The following is an 18,575-nucleotide window of genomic DNA, read 5'->3' as shown; positions in this document are numbered from 1 at the left end:
AACTCTTTAGGGACATGAAAAAACAAACCCGCAGTATGCCGATAGAGAATTCCGTGGAAACACCGGACCGGTAAATCCCCCTGACACTTTGAAAGAGGGGGCAGGAGGATTTCGTAGGTTACTCAAGGGGCTAGGAACATGTAATATTTATATTTTTGAATAGCTGTTAGTTGATCACCCCCAAGCTCTCCGCAATATAGAGATAAGACCGAGTTGCTGTAATCGCCAGACTTTCCCAGTCAATCGTCGAACTCTGGTCCGTTCCATTTATCGTCCAGGCTGATGTGTTGGCTCCTCCAGACCGATAGACCGTCGGATTCCCTGACGAGACCCAGTACGTCAGAAATACATCCTGCCCCGCGATCAGGTCAAATGGGATGGGGTCACTGGTGACAGTCCCCCCGGCTGGCACGGTGACTCCTGCCTCCCACGTGCCACCGAAGGTGACTTGGCGATTGGTCCCATCCACGCCATTGAGCGTATTTCCCTCTCGCTGCACCAAAGAGGCCCGCTGCACGGTGTAATTACCCGAAGGCCGACCCCGTAAAGTCAGTTGGACCGTCGTTCCGTTTGTGGTGATAGCACTCCCATCAAGTAGGACCCGAAAACTCCGATTTGCCCAAGTGGAATTTCTCCAACTGCCACTAGGATTTTGATCGGCCGCTGTCCATGCTATAACGGGGGTTCCTGCGCTTGGGGGTGGCGGTGTGTCGGTATTGCTCACGGTGACCGTGACGGAGGCGGCGGTTTTTGTATTGCCCGCGGCATCGCGGGCGATCGCCGTGAGAGTATAGGAGCCATTCGGCACGGTGGTAGTATTCCAGCTGGTGCTGTAAGGATTGGTCGTATCTTCGGTGCCGAGGTTGGCGCCCTGGAGCCGGAATTGGACGCCGGTCACGCCGACATTATCGCTGGCGCTGGCGCTGACCGTCACCGTGCCGGAGACGGTGCCCGCATTGGGGGCCGTCAACGTGACCGTCGGGGGCGTGGTATCGGGTGACGCCGGGGTGATCATCACATAATTCAAGATGGTATGTGTAGAAGAAGTCCGAGTCAATTGCAGACTCAATTGCCCATCCGAGACGGTGATGGGATGGTTCGTGATGGTAATGAATTGATTGCTGGCAGTCGTCTGGTTGTTAATGACCGTGATGCCTTCGATCGTAATATGATGTGGGCCTTGCTCATAACTGGGATCGCCGCTGGCTAGCGAAACGAGATAGTCGCCATTTGGGAGATCGTATTTCCAGGTCACACTGGTGCCGGAGTCAAAATGAATGAATGTGTCGAGCCGTTGATCGGTGTGGGCATCCCGCTCGCGGATGTTGACGAAAGTGGTCCAGCCGTAGCCACGGCTGCTGGTGTAGACACTGCCGTCATCTTTTTGATAGCCACTGGGGACGGACGAGCTGGACGGTTGAAAATTGACGAAGAGGGACGAACCGGAAGGCGGTGGTGGGGTGGTATTGTCCACGGTGACCGTGACGGAGGCGGCGGTTTTTGTATTGCCCGCCGCATCGCGGGCGATCGCCGTGAGAACATAGGAGCCATTTGGAACGGTGGTAGTATTCCAGCTGATGCTGTAAGGATTGGTCGTATCTTCGGTGCCGAGGTTGGCGCCCTGGAGCCGGAATTGGACGCCCGCGACGCCGACATTATCGTTGGCGCTGGCGGTGACCGTCACCGTGCCGGAGACGGTGCCCCCGCTGGGGGCCGTCAGCGTGACCGTCGGGGGCGTGGTGTCGGGCGGCGTCGTGTCGGATGTGGCCACGGTCTGCTCAGCACTGACGGTAAGATTGCCCGAGGCGTCCCGCGAGCGCACTCGATAGAAGTACGTGGTGCCGGCTTGCAGCCCCGCCAGGGTCACGACGTGATTGGTCGTCAGGGTCGTATCCAGCACTGAGAGGGTTCCCAAGGTGCTATTAAGACCATAGTCAATCTGGCTGTCCGCAGCTTCATTTGTAGTCCAGGTGATGGTCGCGGTCATTTCTGTACTGCTGCTGGCAAGACTGGAAATAATCGGCGGCGTCGTGTCCGGCACTCCCGCAGCGAGCTGCTGAATTTCAGCTGGCGTCAGCGCACGATTGTAGACGCGAACGTCATCCATGAGTCCGTCAAATGAACCGTAGCCATTGGGGTTCTGACCGATGCGAATTTTCACCGTATTATCTGTACTCAATGCTCCCGTCTTACTTCTGCTTCCTACCTCGACGCCGTCTTTATAGAGCCGCATTTGGCTGCCGTCATACACCGCAACTGCATGTATCCATTCGCCGACAGTCAATGTGCCAGAATTTGCAACAAGAGTATGGGTGGTACCATCGGTCTTCAATCGAAAACGTAGTTTCATCCCGCCGCTTTGAATCGTACTGAGCATAAAGTAGTGGTCCTGCTCTGCGGTGTTGGTGGATTTCGTCAAAAGGCGCGCGTCGGAATTCCCGAAATTATCGGCTTTAAACCACATGGCGAGGGTTATTGCACTTCCCGATACGTCCCATGTTCCTACATCGACGAAATCGTTGTTACCATCAAACTTGAGACCGCCATTGAGTTTTCCGGAAGTCGTCCATGCAGCCCCATCTACTATGCCGTTGTGGCCATTTGCTGAGCTGTCGAATGCCGTCACGCCGGTACCTTCATCAAATGTCCAATGGGCCAGCGGTGGCATTGAAACAGTCGGTGGGATTGTACCCGATACTTGTGTGGCCACGGTCTGCTCAGCACTGACGGTAAGATTGTTCGAGCCATCTCGCGAGCGCACTCGATAGAAGTACGTGGTGCCGTCTTGCAGCCCTGTCAGTGTCACGGAATGATTGGTCGTCAGGGTCGTATCCAACACTGAGAATGTTCCCAATGTACTGTTTAGACCATAGTCAATCTGGCTGTCCGCAGGCTCGTTTGTTGTCCATGTGATGGTCGCGGTCGTTTCTAGGCTGCTGCTGACAATATTAGAAATCGTCGGAGGGGTAGTGTCGGGTGAACTAGTATCAGAATAGAGCGTTGGACGTGCACTGCCCACCCATGATGGGTGATGCCCCTTCCCGCTCTTATCTGAGATATCCGTCGGTGTCGGGTTCATGTTGAGATACCAAATAGTGTTGGCGCCAGCTGCCGTGGAAAGGGGGGCATTGGCTTCGCTCAACATCTCGCTCGTGGTCAAGAGACCGGAGTAGACTTGTATGCCACGCAGGATACCGTTCCATATCTCGTTACCAGGTGCCCACGGCGCATCGCCCCAGGTGAGTGCTGGAGCAGGAGGATTGACGTTACCCCAATCGGGTGGTGAGGTACGATTCACCACATGACTGGAATCGGTATTCGGGAGGTCCCAATAGAACTCATGGTGCTTGTTGCCGTTCGCATCTGCCCAGACGCGAAGGGCTTGGGTATACCAGCGGTTATATACCACGGCACCGTTTGTATAATCAGCCTGTTCCACGGAAATTTCCCAATTGTGGGTATTGCCGTTTGGCGGATTTAGCGGGTATGGGTGAGCGCCGTAATACGAATCGGCGCCCCCATTACTTGTCCACAAGAACGTGCTGAGATCGCCCCGCCCATCATCGTTTCCCCAGAAAAACGCCGTGTAGTATCCGGACTGTTGTCTGGGGTAAGCACGCCAGATGTACGTAAGGCCATTCCCTCCGGACCCGTAAATCGGAAGACCGTTATTCTGGGGATTGGTAAATTTAAAGCGCATGGTCGTTGAGTTGGGTACAGCAGCACTTCCTGGAAAGTCGAGACCCATAGTGGTGTCTCCCAAAGCCGTCCCTAAGCCTAATTGTGGAGTCGTCAAAAAAAGGCTGCCCCACAGGCCGATCAGGGTTATAAAAAACATATCACCTTTAAATTTTCCACATTCTTGAGACATTGGTTTCCTCCATTGTTACTCACCATCATCCAAATGGATTTGAGAACTTTTGTGTTCTATCTCAGGGGTCTGGGGTCGGCGGTTACCTATTAAGTCACCTCTCCGAAACTTCAGTGGTGTCGGTAAAATCAAGAATTTCTTCAGCTGTATAAAACAACCTGCAGGAAGAATTTCGATTCCCCACAGCCTGTTCAATATGACAAGTAAATTCATTGCGTCAGAAAGGAAAACCTATTGTCGAAAAATCACTTCTAAGAAAATGTCCAATATTCTTATGGTTTCTATCCTTTACAGGCACAACGAAAGAACTTTTTAAATCATGGTTTCCCCAGGTAGGGAAATCTCCTGAGTCTGCCCCATCCATAGGCCCCTAGCAGAGGGTAGAAGAAAGGAGAGAATCTTTATGTTGCCTCCTTGCTATATCCTCTTGCTTGAATGCTCGGGGGGTTCTTGTAAGTTTATGTTCCTGCGGTTTTTGGGACGAATTCAAGTTCTGTGGAAGTTGGGAGAATTGGACTATTGAAAGGGGGTAAAGGGGGAGAGTTCTTTGCCATTTCGCTAATGTTGGGGGTTGTTTTATGGAAAGTCCAGATACCGATGTAGGATTTCTAAATATAGTGAATGCATTATAATACAGTGCTTTCTACCTAAACAATCAACAAAAAATTTTCTTGGTTTACTAAAGGGGAATATCATTTTTAGGAGAAATTTAAGGGCTGACCTAATTTAGGCGATAGTAATCTTCCCCCCACAACATCGGAAAGGAAGTTAAGCTATCACCTCAAATATCATCGGGATTTGATGTCCCATCGCAGAATGAATTCTCTGCCGATTGAAATATTTTTCGATGGATTGTAAAGATGCGGAATTGGGATTCCCGTCGAGTGATGTACTTTTCGCGATGGACAAATTCGACTTTCAGTGCGTGAAAGAAACTCTCCGTAACGGCATTATCCTAGCAGTTAATTATCTGTCCCATGTTTCAGCGTAACCCATTAATTGTCTGCAGGATCAGAGTGGAGGATCCGTGCCCTTTGGGCGTGTATTATTCGTGGATCAAAAACAACCAAGAAAAGATATTCCAAGTATATGAAAAAAACCATCCCTCTTCCCTTCTTTATCTTATCAAAACCCAGGGATCCGCAACGGCAGTGAATCCAAAATATATCTCGTTGACTTTTACATTACCAGCCGCGGAGCCCTTTGAACGTTGGTCGATGTGGGAATAGATCAGATTGCCGAAAAGCCATGGCAAAAAACCATACCCAACTCCAGATTGGATCCGATACGTCTTTGTGTCCAAGGCATCTCCATCACCGACCGACTTATTCTGCGCGTACCCAACAGACGCAAAGGTATTCATCTTTAAAGTCAGAGCATGTTGAATACTTCCCGTAAGGATCCGCGTTTGGGTCGCTTGAGAGGCTAATCCTCCGCCACTCCCAATGGTTGAAGAAGCATCAAGGGAAATGCTCCCATTTCGATATGTTTTTGTCAGCGTCGCTCCGCCAATGGGATTGGTCTGCCACTTATTGGAAAGGTCGGTCGTAGAACCTCCCTCATTAAATTCTTCAGCTTTTTTTTGTTTGGTAAACGCCATTCCACCACGGATAGACCCGCTCAACGAAGAAGTAAAACTATAGGAAATTTGCAGTTGTACATTGTGGCCAATAATTTGATCCGCAGAGGTGTTTTCGGTGGATTTACCAATAAATTCTGTTTGCCGATAGGCATATAAAGCACCGATCGTGGCATTCGTCAACTCATAAGGCAGAGAAAATGATCCCATGTGTATCATGGAATCTTGAAATTGATTTGAAAAAAAATGGCGATATTGGTTGTTGTACGCCAGAGTGGGAGTCATGCGAGGTGACCAGGTATACCCTAGCGTAACACCGGCCCGATTCAAGAACGAACTCGCACGGCTCGTATACACCCCCTGCGTCCCACCAACACCTTGTGAAGAAGTAGAGGAGACCTCGGAGACCCCCCCAGTCCCAGCTCGCACTCCAGGCGTGGTGAAGGCATCCTGCGCCCCAGACAAAGAGAAGGCATCTAATTGAGGGGTGAAATTCATGTCTTCATCGATTTTCACTGTTAAGTTCTTATACTGTTTGGTTAAAAACGGGAGCTCCAAGATAAGATTGGCGTTTTGGATATACCGATTTTGGTCAGGGTTGTTGACATATGCAACGAACCGGCCGAAATACGTCCCGCCAATCACAATGTCAGGGTTGGCATATTTAAGCTCAAGATTGGGTCCCGAATAGGTTCCAAAATCATCCTCTCTGTCCTTATCAGCGTAAAAAAGATTGTCCGTATACTGTTGAGTGACGTTAAAGGAGGATTCCAGAGTAAGGGCAGCTGAGACGAGACTCGGAGGGTGAGCCATCACCCAGAATACGACGAAAATAACCAGACGTAGTATACCTCGATTAACCATACACTAAATTACATCCCCCTTCATCTGGCTACAATCCTAGACCTGCAAGCAAAAACCGCCCACGCAAGTTACCCCGTGAAAACAAAGATCACCGCAGACCCTGTCAAAATGCTGGCATCAGGATCCCATGGATAGGCTTAAAAAATTTAAGTCAAAAAATGTCGCCCTCAAATTAAAAAACAAAGAGGCTTTGGGAAAAATCCTCCATAAGGTACTCTATCGGTCATAAAATTAAAAAATTCAGCCACAAGCTGAAAAATCTTGACGACCACAAAATAGACCTATTGCTGTTTTGCTCTGAAATCATGAACTAAGGACAACAATCTTGTAATAGCACCACGGTGATTTTCCTAAAGGTTGAACTGGCCCTTTAGACAGACAACTCGTAGGCTATATCAATCTGAACCGTCAATTCTGATGGGCGGATAGTCAAAAACCCTTACCCAGCCACATGGATAAGGTAACCCCCAGCGAGACATGTACGTCGCTTCCAACGCCCTAATAACATTGCCCTCTAGAAAGCTTATTTTCGTTCTGAGCATAACCATCTCAAAATTTAAGGTCCGTACCCGCACCTGCAGTGGCTCAGATTCTTGCAGCTAGCTCTGCGAATAGACTTGCCAGAGGACTTAAAATTGGAGATCATTTCAGGAGGTATAATGAGAATCGAAATAGATAATGCGGGGAGTACCGACAGACACGATCTACCATTTAATGGGTGAGGAGATTGCGATACGGTCCGAATGAAAAATCTTGCAACAGTTGAGTGAGGCGGCTTTGAACCTTTCCTAGATTTAAATAATGACGAAACTCAGAAAGCATCGTACCCTTCATACGGGGTTGAAAAGGATCCAGCTCCCACGGATGAAGGTACATAATGAGAGGATGCCCCTGGGACTCGATTCGCTGCAAGAATGGCTTGAGGAGCCGATACGGAAATAGACGAAAATATCCCCCTCCGGCAACTGGAAACGTCATCCCGGCCCATTTACAGATCGAAGGTGGCACCTCCCAAATGGGTCCAGAGTCGGTGGAGATGGTATGGATGGTGGAGATGGCTCCGGGAATTCCATAGTAATCATGGACGAACGCCATAATACTGGAATCATAGTGATACCCTTCCTCTACTAGAATCGACAAAGCCCATTCTGATTCCCTGGTAATAGAAAAAGTCGGAGCTCGGTAACCCAAAATAGGCCTACCTCCGATATCTTCCAAAATATGTTTGGCCCGCCGGATATCTTCCCGAAATACCTGAGGCGTTTGCCCTGTAATGAGCTCATGCGCATACCCATGTGAGGCTAATTCATGCCCCGCTTCCACGATGCGCCTGATTAGACCTTTATGTCGTTCCGCCACCCATCCCAGCACAAACATCGTGGCATGAATCTTCCGCTCCTCCAGAAGATCAAGGATAAGGTGGGTGTTGCGTTCAACCCGGCTTTCATGGCTTTCCCAATGCCGTCGTCTTGCCACACAATCAAAGGCGGCCACCTGAAAATGTTCTTCAATGTCGAAGCTCAATCCGTGGATCATGGCAAATGCTCATCTTTCAATTTACGTTCAAATCCTTTGGCCTTAACGTGCACCCTCGCCCTTGAAGACGACCCTAATTGTGCGGACAAGGATTCGTAGGTCCAACCATAAGGAAAGATTTTTGACATAGTAAAGATCGTATTGCAATTTGACATGCGAATCTTCCAGAGACCCGGCATAGTGGAAACAGGTCTGCGCCCAACCAGATATTCCTGGACGAACCGTGTGTCGAAGGTCATAATATGGAATAGATTTTCGTAGTTCCTGAACAAAGTGCGGACGTTCGGGTCGAGGGCCTACCAGGCTCATATTCCCTTTCAGGACGTTAAGTAATTGGGGTAATTCATCCAAGCGAAGCTTTCGAAGCCAGGCTCCCGTTTTCGTTACACGCGCATCTCCCAGGGCCGCCCACTGGATACCTTCGGCTTCGGCATCAGCTCGCATCGAACGAAATTTTAATAATGTATAGGGATACCCATGCTGCCCTACCCGTGTCTGCCGATAGAAGATCGGCCCGGGGGAGTCTGATTTTACCAATAAGGCTATTAGGACAATCAGAGGGGCTAACACTACGAGGCCAAGGAGCGAACCTGCTATATCCCCAAGGCGCTTAAGAAACATAATGATCGGTTTTCGCCTGAATCCTGAGGAGAAAATAAGAAAGCTCGGCTTGAGCTCGTCGATTGACAGGCGTCCACACTCGGTCTCATATAGGCGGTGCCCATCAATCACCTCCAGACCCATGGACTTCACATCCAAGAGGGAATCCAGGGGCAAAGTCCCCCGACGATCTTCTACACAAACTGCAACCATCTCTATTTGGTGTTTTTCGGAAAGTGCAAACAACTCATTGATCGTCCCAATCACTTTGGGATTGACCATTGAAGTTCCTAAAAGTGCAGGATTATTTGACAGAAACCCTTTGACGTCATACCGATAAGACCGGTCGAACACCAAAACTCGTGCCAGGTCTTGGGCCAGATGCCCGTCTCCTATAATGAGGACACGCTTTTTGATCCACCGGTTTGGGGCAAGATGAGGAAATAATTTCCATGGACTTCCCATAAGAGACCCCGAGGGTGCAAGGCAAACCGTATTTATTGCCGAAACAATCAAAATATTTTGTCCATCCTTGACCGGTCATTGGATCCGCCTCCTTGCTTGATCCGAAGTCTTAGAAAAAACGAAACGTAATCAACAATGGAAATTGTAAAACAAATCCTGTATGTATCTTATTGAGTGAAACTTTATTCGGTAATAGGAACTCAGGCATTTCGCCATTTAAAGAACACTAAAACCAAAGTTTTCGCGGTAAAAATTGAATCAATACCCCTATCCCATCTCTGTGTCTTCTTGACTCACAAGCATGAAAGTTTCCTCCCCAAAAATTCCTCTAACTCTTACTGTCCAACGAGTAAGACGTGGGGTAAATTTTCCGTACATAGTAAGGCACCCCCTGGGTCCATGCATCAGTCATTACCAGCCTCATATTCCTTGTTTTATGAACCATCTCGAGGGCTTTCTGCACAGCGTCTTTGGGTGTGACTCCGGATCGAACGACCATCAGCACAATATGAGCCAATTCGCTTAATATATTGACATCCGCCAATGGTAATACGGGAGGGCCATCAAGAATAATAAACCGATAGCGTGATTTCATCTGCTCCAAGATCGTGGAGATATTTTGCAACTTGGAAAAGGGAACCGGATAGCGACTGGCATTACCCACTGACAGGCACCACAGGGGCATATCCGGCATGCGTTGAAGGCAAGCCTCTAGGGGTTCAACCCCAGCAAAATATTCTGCAAGGCCCGGCTCTGGACTAAGCCCTAAAATATTGGTGAGATTCGGGCATTTAAAATCACAATCAATCACCAAAGTCGGTTCATCCAAATCACGAGCCAGCGTGTAGCCAATATTTGCGGATGTGGAAGTTTTTCCCTCTCCCTGCATGGCGCTAGTAATCAGCACGACCTGGTGGGACATGCTGGTATCCAAAAGGTCCAGCCGGGTCGCAGCGATCCGGTACTGCTCGGCCACAATAGATTGAGGTCTCCATTTTGTTACCAAATTCAACTGAGGTGAAAACGCTTCCGAAGAAATTTTCCTGTAGAATCCCGAGAATTGACCAGCACCTTCTGCTCCAACATCATTGGAACCTTTGGATTTCATTAAAGAATCGGTATATTGAGAGAATGCCATATGTTTGCCATTGGCTCCGATCTTGAACACCGGCTCCCTTGCAACCATCTTCAGCGGTTTTCCGTAGGCCACTGTGAAGCTAGGGATGGTAGCCAGAGTTGGCAATCCTAACAACACCTCCGCATCTTCGGATCGGCGAAAAGTCGGCCATAACACATCCAGAAGGAAAGCGAGGCCAAAACCCAAACCAGCCCCCACGCCAACCCCACCAATGGCTATTAATTCCCGTGGGAATCCCTCTGGCTTGGTGGGCAAATGGGCAGGATCCAGGATGCGAAATCGTTCTCCCTTTTGCCGTTTGTCGAGATTTTCAGAAATTTTAGCGTTAATCCGATTTTCATGCAGGCGTTGATAATGCTTCTGCATATTGTCGTAATCCCGTTCTAGTGCGAGCAATTCTTGTTCATGATGCGGAGTTCCTTCAATCCGCCTCTCATAGATATTCATATCCTCAGAAATTTTTTTCAAACGACCACGAAGAGTGCCCAGTTGAAACTTTAATTCTTCATGGGTACTTTTCAATTCGTTTAAATATGGATCAAAGTCAGGCTTGTCATTTTCAAAGTCTAGGGATTCATTTTTCTGAACAAGAGATTCTTTTAGATTGGATTCTTCTGCCCTTCGCTTAGCTTCTTTTTTTTCTAAATTTTTAATTTGGGTTTTAAGAGAAATCACATCGGGATATTCAGCCGTGTATTCACCCAACATATTAGTCAATTCTTTTTTCAATTCTTCAATACGCTTTTCCAATGGATCCGGGGAGGGCGCATCTCCAACATTCAATGGGACATTTTCAAATCTCATAAAAGTCCCTCCCATTGCCTCATAATCATGAATGGATCTTTGCAATAGATCCAACCGAGGATTAAGGGTATTTATGGATTCCTGCACCTGAATTTTTTCGAGTTGCAACCGGTCGAGCGTCCTCAGGTTAACATCCAGTTGCCCTGGCAATTCGCCTAGATACTTCAGTTTATATTCCGACAATTCTTTTTCCTTTTGATCTAAGCCTGCTTTCGCTATCATAAGTTCTTGATCCAAAAATTCCATGGCCCCTTCGATAAACTGTTCCCGAATTTTGATATTTTCATCGATATACTGGGAAGCCAACTTGGCCGTGACCTTCATAGCCACCATCGGATCAGAGTGCGCAAATGATATCGTAAAGGCCTCGACTTCTCCCCCACCCTTGGTTTGAATCTGAATGTTTTTTCGTAAACCTGCAACCACATCCTCATAACCTTTGTCCTTAATAGCCTTAGGATATAGATGAAACTCGTCGACGACCTTTTGAAGATTGGTCCGGCTTAGGACTAGCTGTGTCATCGTGGACACTCGTTCTGCTGTACTACCTCCGACAACTGATGGTACATATTTTTCAGGTATTTTTTGTTGTTCAATGAGAATTACCGTCTCCGATCGGTATAATTCCACCTTTAGCCAGGCCAGAATTCCACCAACGGTAAGACCCAATAACACAAAACCGAGAATCATCCACTTTCGCCGCACACCCAAGTCCAAAAATTCCTTTAGATATTGTTGGATCGCAAGTGCGGGATCGGTGTTTGTATGCGCTGCGGGGGTACCAGCCATGGAGCCTAGGAATTCCTTTTATTGATAAATTGTGTAAAATTTTCAGGATCTACGTAGTCCCTCCGATTTTTGGGCGGGATCCTGATTACGGAACAATGACGGTATCACCGGACTTCAGGGTGAGGTTATAGATACCCCCATCTTCCGAAATAAGGTCGGAATATCGAAGAGGTATACGTATTTCTTTGATTTTGCCCTCCTCATCTTCAACATTTCGGATAACGAGAATGTTATTTCGGGAGGCAAATTGGCTAAATCCCCCGGCCAGTGAAATCGCCTGAAGAACCGTCGTATAAGATTTCAATGGCAACTTCCCCGGCTTTACCACTTCTCCAACAATAAACACATAGTAACTATTAACCTCAATCACATTAACGGACACCGAAGGGTTTTCTTTAAACGCCTTGTATTTTTCCAAAATTTTTTGTGCTAATTGATCAGCGGTCAACCCGCTCGCTACCACATCCCCGATTAAAGCCAACGAAATTTTTCCGTCCGGACGGATGACGACTCGCCTCGATAATTCCGGGGTTTTCCATACCACCACTTCAATGACATCCTCCGGCCCCAGTACAAAACCTTCCGCCGGATGACCAGGTGGGATAATGACGTCAGGCTTGAAACATCCAAGCCCCGCGATAATATTAACTACAAGCAAGGCTTGGACTATGACCTGTGCGTAACAATATTTCATGGATCTCCAAACGGCTGATATTCCTTTTTGAATATCTCTATCGGTGAAAGTCTAAGGAATGAAAGGAAACGAGCAAATAAACATGTCTGCTATTCTCCTCTTCCTTTTCTCTGCTCAAGTTTCTAAAGATATTTGACTCCATGGACGCTAGGGTAGGAATATCTGGGTTTGTGAGGGAACCACGATGGTATCACCGGGTTTGATTTCAATATTTTCCGCATCCCTCAAAATAATATCTTCATAATTTACGACAATTTTTTTCGGTGCCTCACCATTAATTCCTAATCGAAAAATCGTGATTCGACTCCTGACCGCATCCGAACTTAACCCACCGGCTAGACCAATAGCTTGAACAAGGGTGGTATGGCTCAAGAGAGGAATTTTTCCGCCCCCGCCCCCGCTTTTGCCCTCAGCACTTCCGCCTCCTCCAATAGCACCTTGGACAGTAAAGAAATAGCTCTTAATAGCTTTCACAATAATGGCCACCGTAGGATTTTCTTTGTAAACTTTCAGTTTCTCAGTAATTTCATCACGAAGCTCCGCCGTCGTACTTCCCACGGCCATCACTTCTCCAATAAGCGGGAGTGAAATTCGTCCGTCCGGCCGAACCACAATTTCGCGCGACAATTCGGGAGTGCGCCATACACTGACCTCCAGAGTATCCTCTGGGCCAATAATATACTGATCTGTAACAATCAACGCTCTTTTCTCAGCACGAATTTCTGCTCGATTTACCTCTTGGGATATGTCACCCATATTGGAATCAGCAAAAGTCAACCCTGTAAAACCCATGCTGATCAAACTAGCCACCAGGAAAACGACCTGGCTATTCCTCCGATACGCAATCCGAATCATAACGCACCTCATTCCCCGTAAAAGATCCCCTCACAGACTTGATGGAAAAATTTCTTGAGCGATTTCGTTAACAACTGATACGCCAAAGAAAAGAAGTTTTACTTTAGCGAAAGGCTAAACCAATCAACGATAGCAATTCGGTTGTAAAAAGTTATACCCCCCAAAATGACTGGTATTACTACGTGGGTGGTTTATGAAAGAAGCCGCGCTGGCACTTTTGACCCATATAGGTTCAATATTCTTTGACCGCCTCATCACCATGATTGCACTGAGCAAAACTTTCCGGCGATCGTTCGAATTCATCGCATTTTGATCACTTCTCAACTTATCAGCCTGGTAAGCCCGCATCAGAAACCTCTCAATACACTATACAATCGGTGGGAGGAGCCTGAAAGTTAACAATACTAGTCAAAAATTTGGTAATTGTGTTCTTCACAAACATAATTGCAAACAAAAGAGGTGAGACATTCTCAAAAAAGTTCGGGAGCCATGAAGGCCCATAAGCATAAAAATGGTGCTGGATTTTTCCTACGCACAAGAGGACCCACAACTTATCCTGTAGAATTGAACTTTTTTTGTAGTTATAGATCAGACCCTAAAAGGGACAACAATGAAAGGGAGAACGTAGGAAAGACAAGGCATGAAGGGACTGAAGAGATTTACGGCGGAACTATTTTGGAAATTATAAAAAATTTGGTGCCCCCGACACGAATTGAACGTGCGGCCCGCGGTTTAGGAAACCGCTGCTCTATCCGACTGAGCTACGGGGGCAGCCTTTAGTTTGAACATGGTACAGATTTTTCCCAGTAAAGGAAATTGGAAAGCGCTATTCCGGTGTTTAGTTTACCCGTTGACTTAATCCAATCCATCTATTGAGGTTGCTGTAAAGAATTAAATAATTGGGCGTAATGCTCGTTTTGTAATTTATGACCACAGCTCTTCCGACAGTCCCAGTATCCAACCCAAACTTCTAAGGTTCGGCATTGTTCAAAGCCTCAGATCATAAAACCAAAAGTTCTGAACACCAAATTATCTGAAGCAATCTTGAACGCTTACCAATAGAACCATCGCAAGAGCCAGCGCTTCGCCAAATTATACAAAAGAACATAAATAGTTAATAGACTCCAAGTCCTAACTTATACAAATTCCCTAGATATTGTCGAATATTGGTGGTCAGAGGCACCAATAGTGAATTACATTTGGTGGTGTTTTTTCTGATAATGGGATAAATCCCCATTGAAGGCCAAACTAATTTTGTATGTCAGATTTGATCTTTCCCAAAGCAAAATCCCATGTCAGGCCCCAAGGGCAAAACTGATTTTAAGGGACCAGAAGGATCTTACAATTTGTTCCATTCCCCTTCACTGAGCACCAGGCCCTCTCTCTCTTCGGAACAGGCATTCTCGCCATTTAGGGCCATTTATTCCAATCCTTCCCATTCAGCAAATGTAATTTATGTTTCAAAACAGTAAGTCTATTATTAATTGGTTAAAGGCTGAACACATCCCCCTAATTTCAAAAGGCAACTTGTTATTTCATTATCATTGAGCACCGGGTATCGACGACATCAAATGCAATGAAGCCAATGGGGGGAACCGGAGGATTCTTAAAACACCTCACGCATTTCAAAATCCATGCTCTCGCTAGGAAAACAATCTAATCGCCTCCAGACCCCTTAGGCAAAACCGTGGACCTGTGTAGAATCATGAACCAAGACACATTCTCCTTGCATACAACTGGACACTTAGGAGAGCCAGATAAGAATACTCCGCGAAAAAAAATTTAAGATCCTGCTAAAACAAAGTGTGCCCTTTTCTTTTTAAAAAGAAAAGGGCACAAAAGGTTCGCATCACAACTCTAATGCCAATTTACAAGCTCTCCAGGGTTTTCCTGGCTTCCTCCGATCCTGGAAAAGTTGGACTCATCTTCAAAGCAAACTCTAACGTCTTTTTGGCATTACCTGTCTCCCCCTTTTTAAACAGGGCCATGCCTAAATGATACCGAACCACCGGGTTTTGCGGCAGTTTTTCAACCGCTTCCGTTAAGTGGGAAACCGCCTTAAAATGGGCATTTTTTTTATAATAGATCCAGCCCAAGGTATCCGCAATATACGGGTTATCGCCTTGCTGAGCGAGGGCATCTTCTGCATGTGCTAACGCCTCATCTAAATTGCCACCATATTCTGCCATCAGCCACGCCAAATTATTAGCCGCCGGCGCAAATTTGGGTGAAACCTCCAACGTCTTCCGATAATACCATTGAGCCTTCTCGACTTCATTGCGTTGTTCAGACATGATCCCCAGGAACATATGGGCAAAAGCCACCTTGGGGTTTTTGTCCAACAGACGTTCATATTCCATGACCGCCTCATCAATACGATTCGTTCGATGGTATAATTCTGCCAAGTTCAGATAAGAATCTTGCAACTGATCGTTCAAATCAAGCGCTTGTTTAAACGCCTTCTCCGCTTGACCGGTCTGCTTTTCCTGCATCCAGATGCGTCCTAATATATTATAAAAATACGGGTTTTTAGGAGAGCGTTCAATTTGCTGTTGGACCCGTTTTCTAGCTTGCGGTGCTTCTCCCATCGACATTCGGACATTGGCTATGTGACTCAAAGCTTGCACAAAATCGGGATTGTGTCTAAGGGCTTCCTCAAAATGGTCGATGGCTTCTTTAAATTTCTTATCCTGTTGGTCAATGAGGCCTAATTGAAAATGGGCGATCGCGTCTTGAGGGATTTGGTCAATGATCACTTGATACACTTTTTTCGCCGCTGAAAAGTCTTTTTCACCAAAGTAGGCCTGTCCCAGGATATGGACGGCTTGGACATCACGAGGATTGAGACGAATGGCCATTTGTGCTTCCTCAATGGCCATCTTGTATGATCGCTCAGCCATACGGGCCACAGCCAAGGCCTTTCGCACCTCTCGATCCTGTGGAGCTAATTTCTTGGCTTCTGTGAATTCTTGAATCGCTTGGACCGTTTCATTTTTTTGCGCAAACGCTGATCCCAAATACTGATGGGCCATTGCCTGGTTGGGCTCATCTTTAATAATTGCTTGAAATAAGAGAATGGCTTCATCCACGTTTCCACGCCCCAGTATGAGTCGCGCTTCAAAAATCTTAGTCGCAATGTTCCTTGATCTGGCTTCTAACAGTGGCTTCATAAGTTTTTCAGCATCATCCCATTGCCGGTTATCCAGGTAGAAATTGATCAGAGAATTTCTAGCTGGATCAGATTTGGGGTTCAACTCCACTCCCTTTTGAAAATGCGCTGACGCTTTGGCACCATCCCCCATAAACGTATAAAATTCACCCAACATAATTTGGGGTATTTCACTCGTGGGTTTTCGTGTGGCGAGCCGTTGATAGACCTCTTCCGCTTCCTTCCATTTTTGATTAGCTTGATAATAACCAGCAAGTTTCGCGTAGTAATCATAATTCTCTGGATCTAACACCAGAACTTCCTGAAAAAGGGCTTCCGCTTCAGAATTTCTTCCTTGCAGCGAGTAGAATTCGCCCTTGGCCAAAATAAGCGTGGGCGAATTTGCCTTCTTTATTAAACCTTGGTCCAGAATGTCCTCAGCTTCTTCAGGTTTTTCAAGGATCAGATAAGCACGCGCCAGATCGACGTATACCTGCTCATTGTCGGGACCAAGCTCCAAAGATTTTTTAAGTTCTTCAATGCCCTTCTCGAAATTCTTTTCCATAATCAAGCTACGGCCACGTAACAGATGGCCTTTAGGATCGTGTGGAGAGGAAATCAACACGACTTCCGCATGTCCTTTCGCCTTTTGGGGCTGTTGGGAAAGCAGATACAATTCACCGAGTTTAAGTTGGGCATCCTGAATAGATGGATCCAACTCGACGGCTTTGGTAAGTTCCCCGAACGCCGACTGAAGATCGGGCATCCCACCCAATTTGAGGTGAATCAGAGCTAATTGATGATAGGCCTTAGCATCCTTCGGATCGAGTTGGACGACATTTTTCCATTCGATGAGGGCTTCTTGATATTTTTGCTCCTCAAAATAGGCTTTTCCCCGTTCCTGGTGTCTAGCCTTTTTTTCCTCGTCCGATAATTTGGTACAATTGGCTAAACTGACGAGCAAAAATGGAAGAACCAAACAGCACAAAACTACCATGATAGGTTTATGTGTCATACATACCCTATCGTAAAGTCGTTTCCCATTCTTCAGCATTTCCCCTCTATAATTAGACGTATCAGACAAAATTAATTAGGTAAACCATTGTAATTCTAAGCGAAATCATTTTTCTTAGAGTTGCTCTGTACTTGGCTTCGAAAGTTTTAAGGACCTCAAATCTAATAGAATCTAAACATTTAGAATGGACAAAAATCCTTTTGACAGGTCCTGATTGAAGAAAATGAACTCTTAAGCCTACAAACAAAGGATGATAGACCGTGGGCATTTTGCACAAGCTTGCTCGCCAATTTGAATTACATGAATTTTGGAGTTTGTTGCTCACAGAGCCGAGATCTTCTTTCACACCACAATGATAAAATGACATGCTGCAAAAAATTTGGGAATACGTTGAAAGTCCGGAAAGGTGGGTGCCAAAGGAGTGGGACCAGAGCGAAAGAGAATAGGATTGAATGCTCAAGAGGTGAGACCATTCGGCAAAAAAACTGGGCCTTTCACCAGCTGAAAGCTGTAGCCATATTCTGAGAGCGAAGCTCCCGCCCTCAAAAAAGCGAGGTTTTCTAAAAATCTAACTCAACTTTATTGGTTCCGCTTCTGTAGTGGTCAAGTTTTTTTCCACCGGATCAGGTAGTTTTCAGAGCTACTCCGGCATCTTTAAGGATGAGGTAATTGTTGATGTGCAGCCGCTCCTGATTGTAATAGCCAATGAAATATGCACCCATATCCTGGCTACCCTCCTGAAAGATCTCATATTCCCCTGAATAAATCCATTTAGTCTTGAGGCTTCGGAACAACCGTGCAATCGGGTCAATGTCCCAACAAATGGCTTTCCGGCTCATGCGTTGCCAATTTGCCCTCTCGCCAAATGGTGTCGATAGGCCCGACTTCGTGACTCCACTCCTTTGTCACATTTGAAGCGTAGCCCGCCCTCGGGGTTGACGAGTTTGCACCGCTCGTCTGGGTGCCAAGACCTTCTACCCGGCGTCCGGCGTTGGGACACAATCCAACCCACCATACGACGGGCATACAGATCCGGTACGACCGAGAGGTATACCCAACGGCATGGAATGAGCACAAGGAATATCTCCAGGCCAGAGGATGGAAAGCCCGATTGAGTTGATTGGGAGCGGCCTCGAGTTCATTCTGGGCAAGCCGGAATTTCAGTGTGCCTAGTGGTTTACTCCGCAACTGGCTAGACTGCATTAGCTTGCGGACCC

The 18,575-nt window shown here is 46.8% G+C and carries 9 protein-coding genes, 1 tRNA gene and 1 pseudogene; all 11 read right to left on the bottom strand.

The window, feature by feature from the left end:
- Window positions 1-166: 166 nt before the first annotated feature.
- The 11 genes and pseudogenes from LX98_RS04665 to LX98_RS04615 all read right to left on the bottom strand — a co-directional run bounded on the left by LX98_RS04665 (window position 167) and on the right by LX98_RS04615 (window position 18,561).
- Window positions 167-3,871, bottom strand: coding sequence for a LamG-like jellyroll fold domain-containing protein (locus LX98_RS04665; RefSeq protein WP_496427783.1), 3,705 nt, complete (start codon window positions 3,869-3,871; stop codon window positions 167-169).
- A 781-nt stretch (window positions 3,872-4,652) separates the two neighbouring features.
- Window positions 4,653-4,799: pseudogene (locus LX98_RS04660) on the bottom strand (hypothetical protein); the annotation flags it as partial.
- Window positions 4,800-4,988: 189 nt separating this feature from the next.
- Entirely contained in the window at window positions 4,989-6,314 is a 1,326-nt protein-coding gene (locus LX98_RS04655) for a hypothetical protein (RefSeq protein ID WP_496427782.1), read from the bottom strand.
- A 711-nt stretch (window positions 6,315-7,025) separates the two neighbouring features.
- Window positions 7,026-7,850 (bottom strand): XrtA system polysaccharide deacetylase, encoded by an 825-nt coding sequence (locus tag LX98_RS04650; protein ID WP_496427781.1) that lies wholly within the window; start codon window positions 7,848-7,850, stop codon window positions 7,026-7,028.
- Window positions 7,851-7,892: 42 nt separating this feature from the next.
- A complete protein-coding gene (locus LX98_RS04645) occupies window positions 7,893-8,915 on the bottom strand; it encodes a TIGR03013 family XrtA/PEP-CTERM system glycosyltransferase (RefSeq protein WP_496427780.1) in 1,023 nt (340 codons plus the stop codon).
- A gap of 328 nt (window positions 8,916-9,243) precedes the next feature.
- Complete coding sequence (locus tag LX98_RS04640; RefSeq protein ID WP_496427779.1) at window positions 9,244-11,646, bottom strand: AAA family ATPase; 2,403 nt, start codon at window positions 11,644-11,646, stop codon at window positions 9,244-9,246.
- Window positions 11,647-11,731: 85 nt separating this feature from the next.
- Window positions 11,732-12,340 carry a polysaccharide biosynthesis/export family protein gene (locus tag LX98_RS04635; RefSeq protein ID WP_496427778.1) on the bottom strand — a complete coding sequence of 203 codons (609 nt, stop codon included), beginning with the start codon at window positions 12,338-12,340 and terminating at the stop codon, window positions 11,732-11,734.
- Window positions 12,341-12,487: 147 nt separating this feature from the next.
- Entirely contained in the window at window positions 12,488-13,195 is a 708-nt protein-coding gene (locus LX98_RS04630) for a polysaccharide biosynthesis/export family protein (RefSeq protein WP_496427777.1), read from the bottom strand.
- 694 nt (window positions 13,196-13,889) lie between these two features.
- Window positions 13,890-13,966, bottom strand: a tRNA-Arg gene (locus tag LX98_RS04625).
- Window positions 13,967-15,063: 1,097 nt separating this feature from the next.
- The gene (locus LX98_RS04620) at window positions 15,064-17,358 is read right to left on the bottom strand and encodes a tetratricopeptide repeat protein (RefSeq protein ID WP_496427776.1); all 2,295 of its coding nucleotides are present in this window, start codon (window positions 17,356-17,358) and stop codon (window positions 15,064-15,066) included.
- Between the two features lie 807 nt (window positions 17,359-18,165).
- Window positions 18,166-18,561 carry a hypothetical protein gene (locus LX98_RS04615; RefSeq protein WP_496427775.1) on the bottom strand — a complete coding sequence of 132 codons (396 nt, stop codon included), beginning with the start codon at window positions 18,559-18,561 and terminating at the stop codon, window positions 18,166-18,168.
- Window positions 18,562-18,575: the final 14 nt, after the last annotated feature.

This window comes from Nitrospira marina (genome assembly GCF_059568365.1).
The sequence above is the reverse complement of the archived record's forward strand: the minus strand, read 5'-3'. Positions and strand labels throughout refer to the sequence as shown.

Bases quoted from the DNA above. Each gene is read 5' to 3' on its own strand.
- LX98_RS04640 (WP_496427779.1), bottom strand. From the start codon at position 11,646: ATGGCTGGTACCCCCGCAGCGCATACAAACACCGATCCCGCACTTGCG.
- LX98_RS04635 (WP_496427778.1), bottom strand. From the start codon at position 12,340: ATGAAATATTGTTACGCACAGGTCATAGTCCAAGCCTTGCTTGTAGTT.
- LX98_RS04645 (WP_496427780.1), bottom strand. From the start codon at position 8,915: ATGGGAAGTCCATGGAAATTATTTCCTCATCTTGCCCCAAACCGGTGG.
- LX98_RS04650 (WP_496427781.1), bottom strand. From the start codon at position 7,850: ATGATCCACGGATTGAGCTTCGACATTGAAGAACATTTTCAGGTGGCC.
- LX98_RS04620 (WP_496427776.1), bottom strand. From the start codon at position 17,358: ATGACACATAAACCTATCATGGTAGTTTTGTGCTGTTTGGTTCTTCCA.
- LX98_RS04655 (WP_496427782.1), bottom strand. From the start codon at position 6,314: ATGGTTAATCGAGGTATACTACGTCTGGTTATTTTCGTCGTATTCTGG.
- LX98_RS04665 (WP_496427783.1), bottom strand. From the start codon at position 3,871: ATGTCTCAAGAATGTGGAAAATTTAAAGGTGATATGTTTTTTATAACC.
- LX98_RS04630 (WP_496427777.1), bottom strand. From the start codon at position 13,195: ATGATTCGGATTGCGTATCGGAGGAATAGCCAGGTCGTTTTCCTGGTG.
- LX98_RS04615 (WP_496427775.1), bottom strand. From the start codon at position 18,561: ATGCAGTCTAGCCAGTTGCGGAGTAAACCACTAGGCACACTGAAATTC.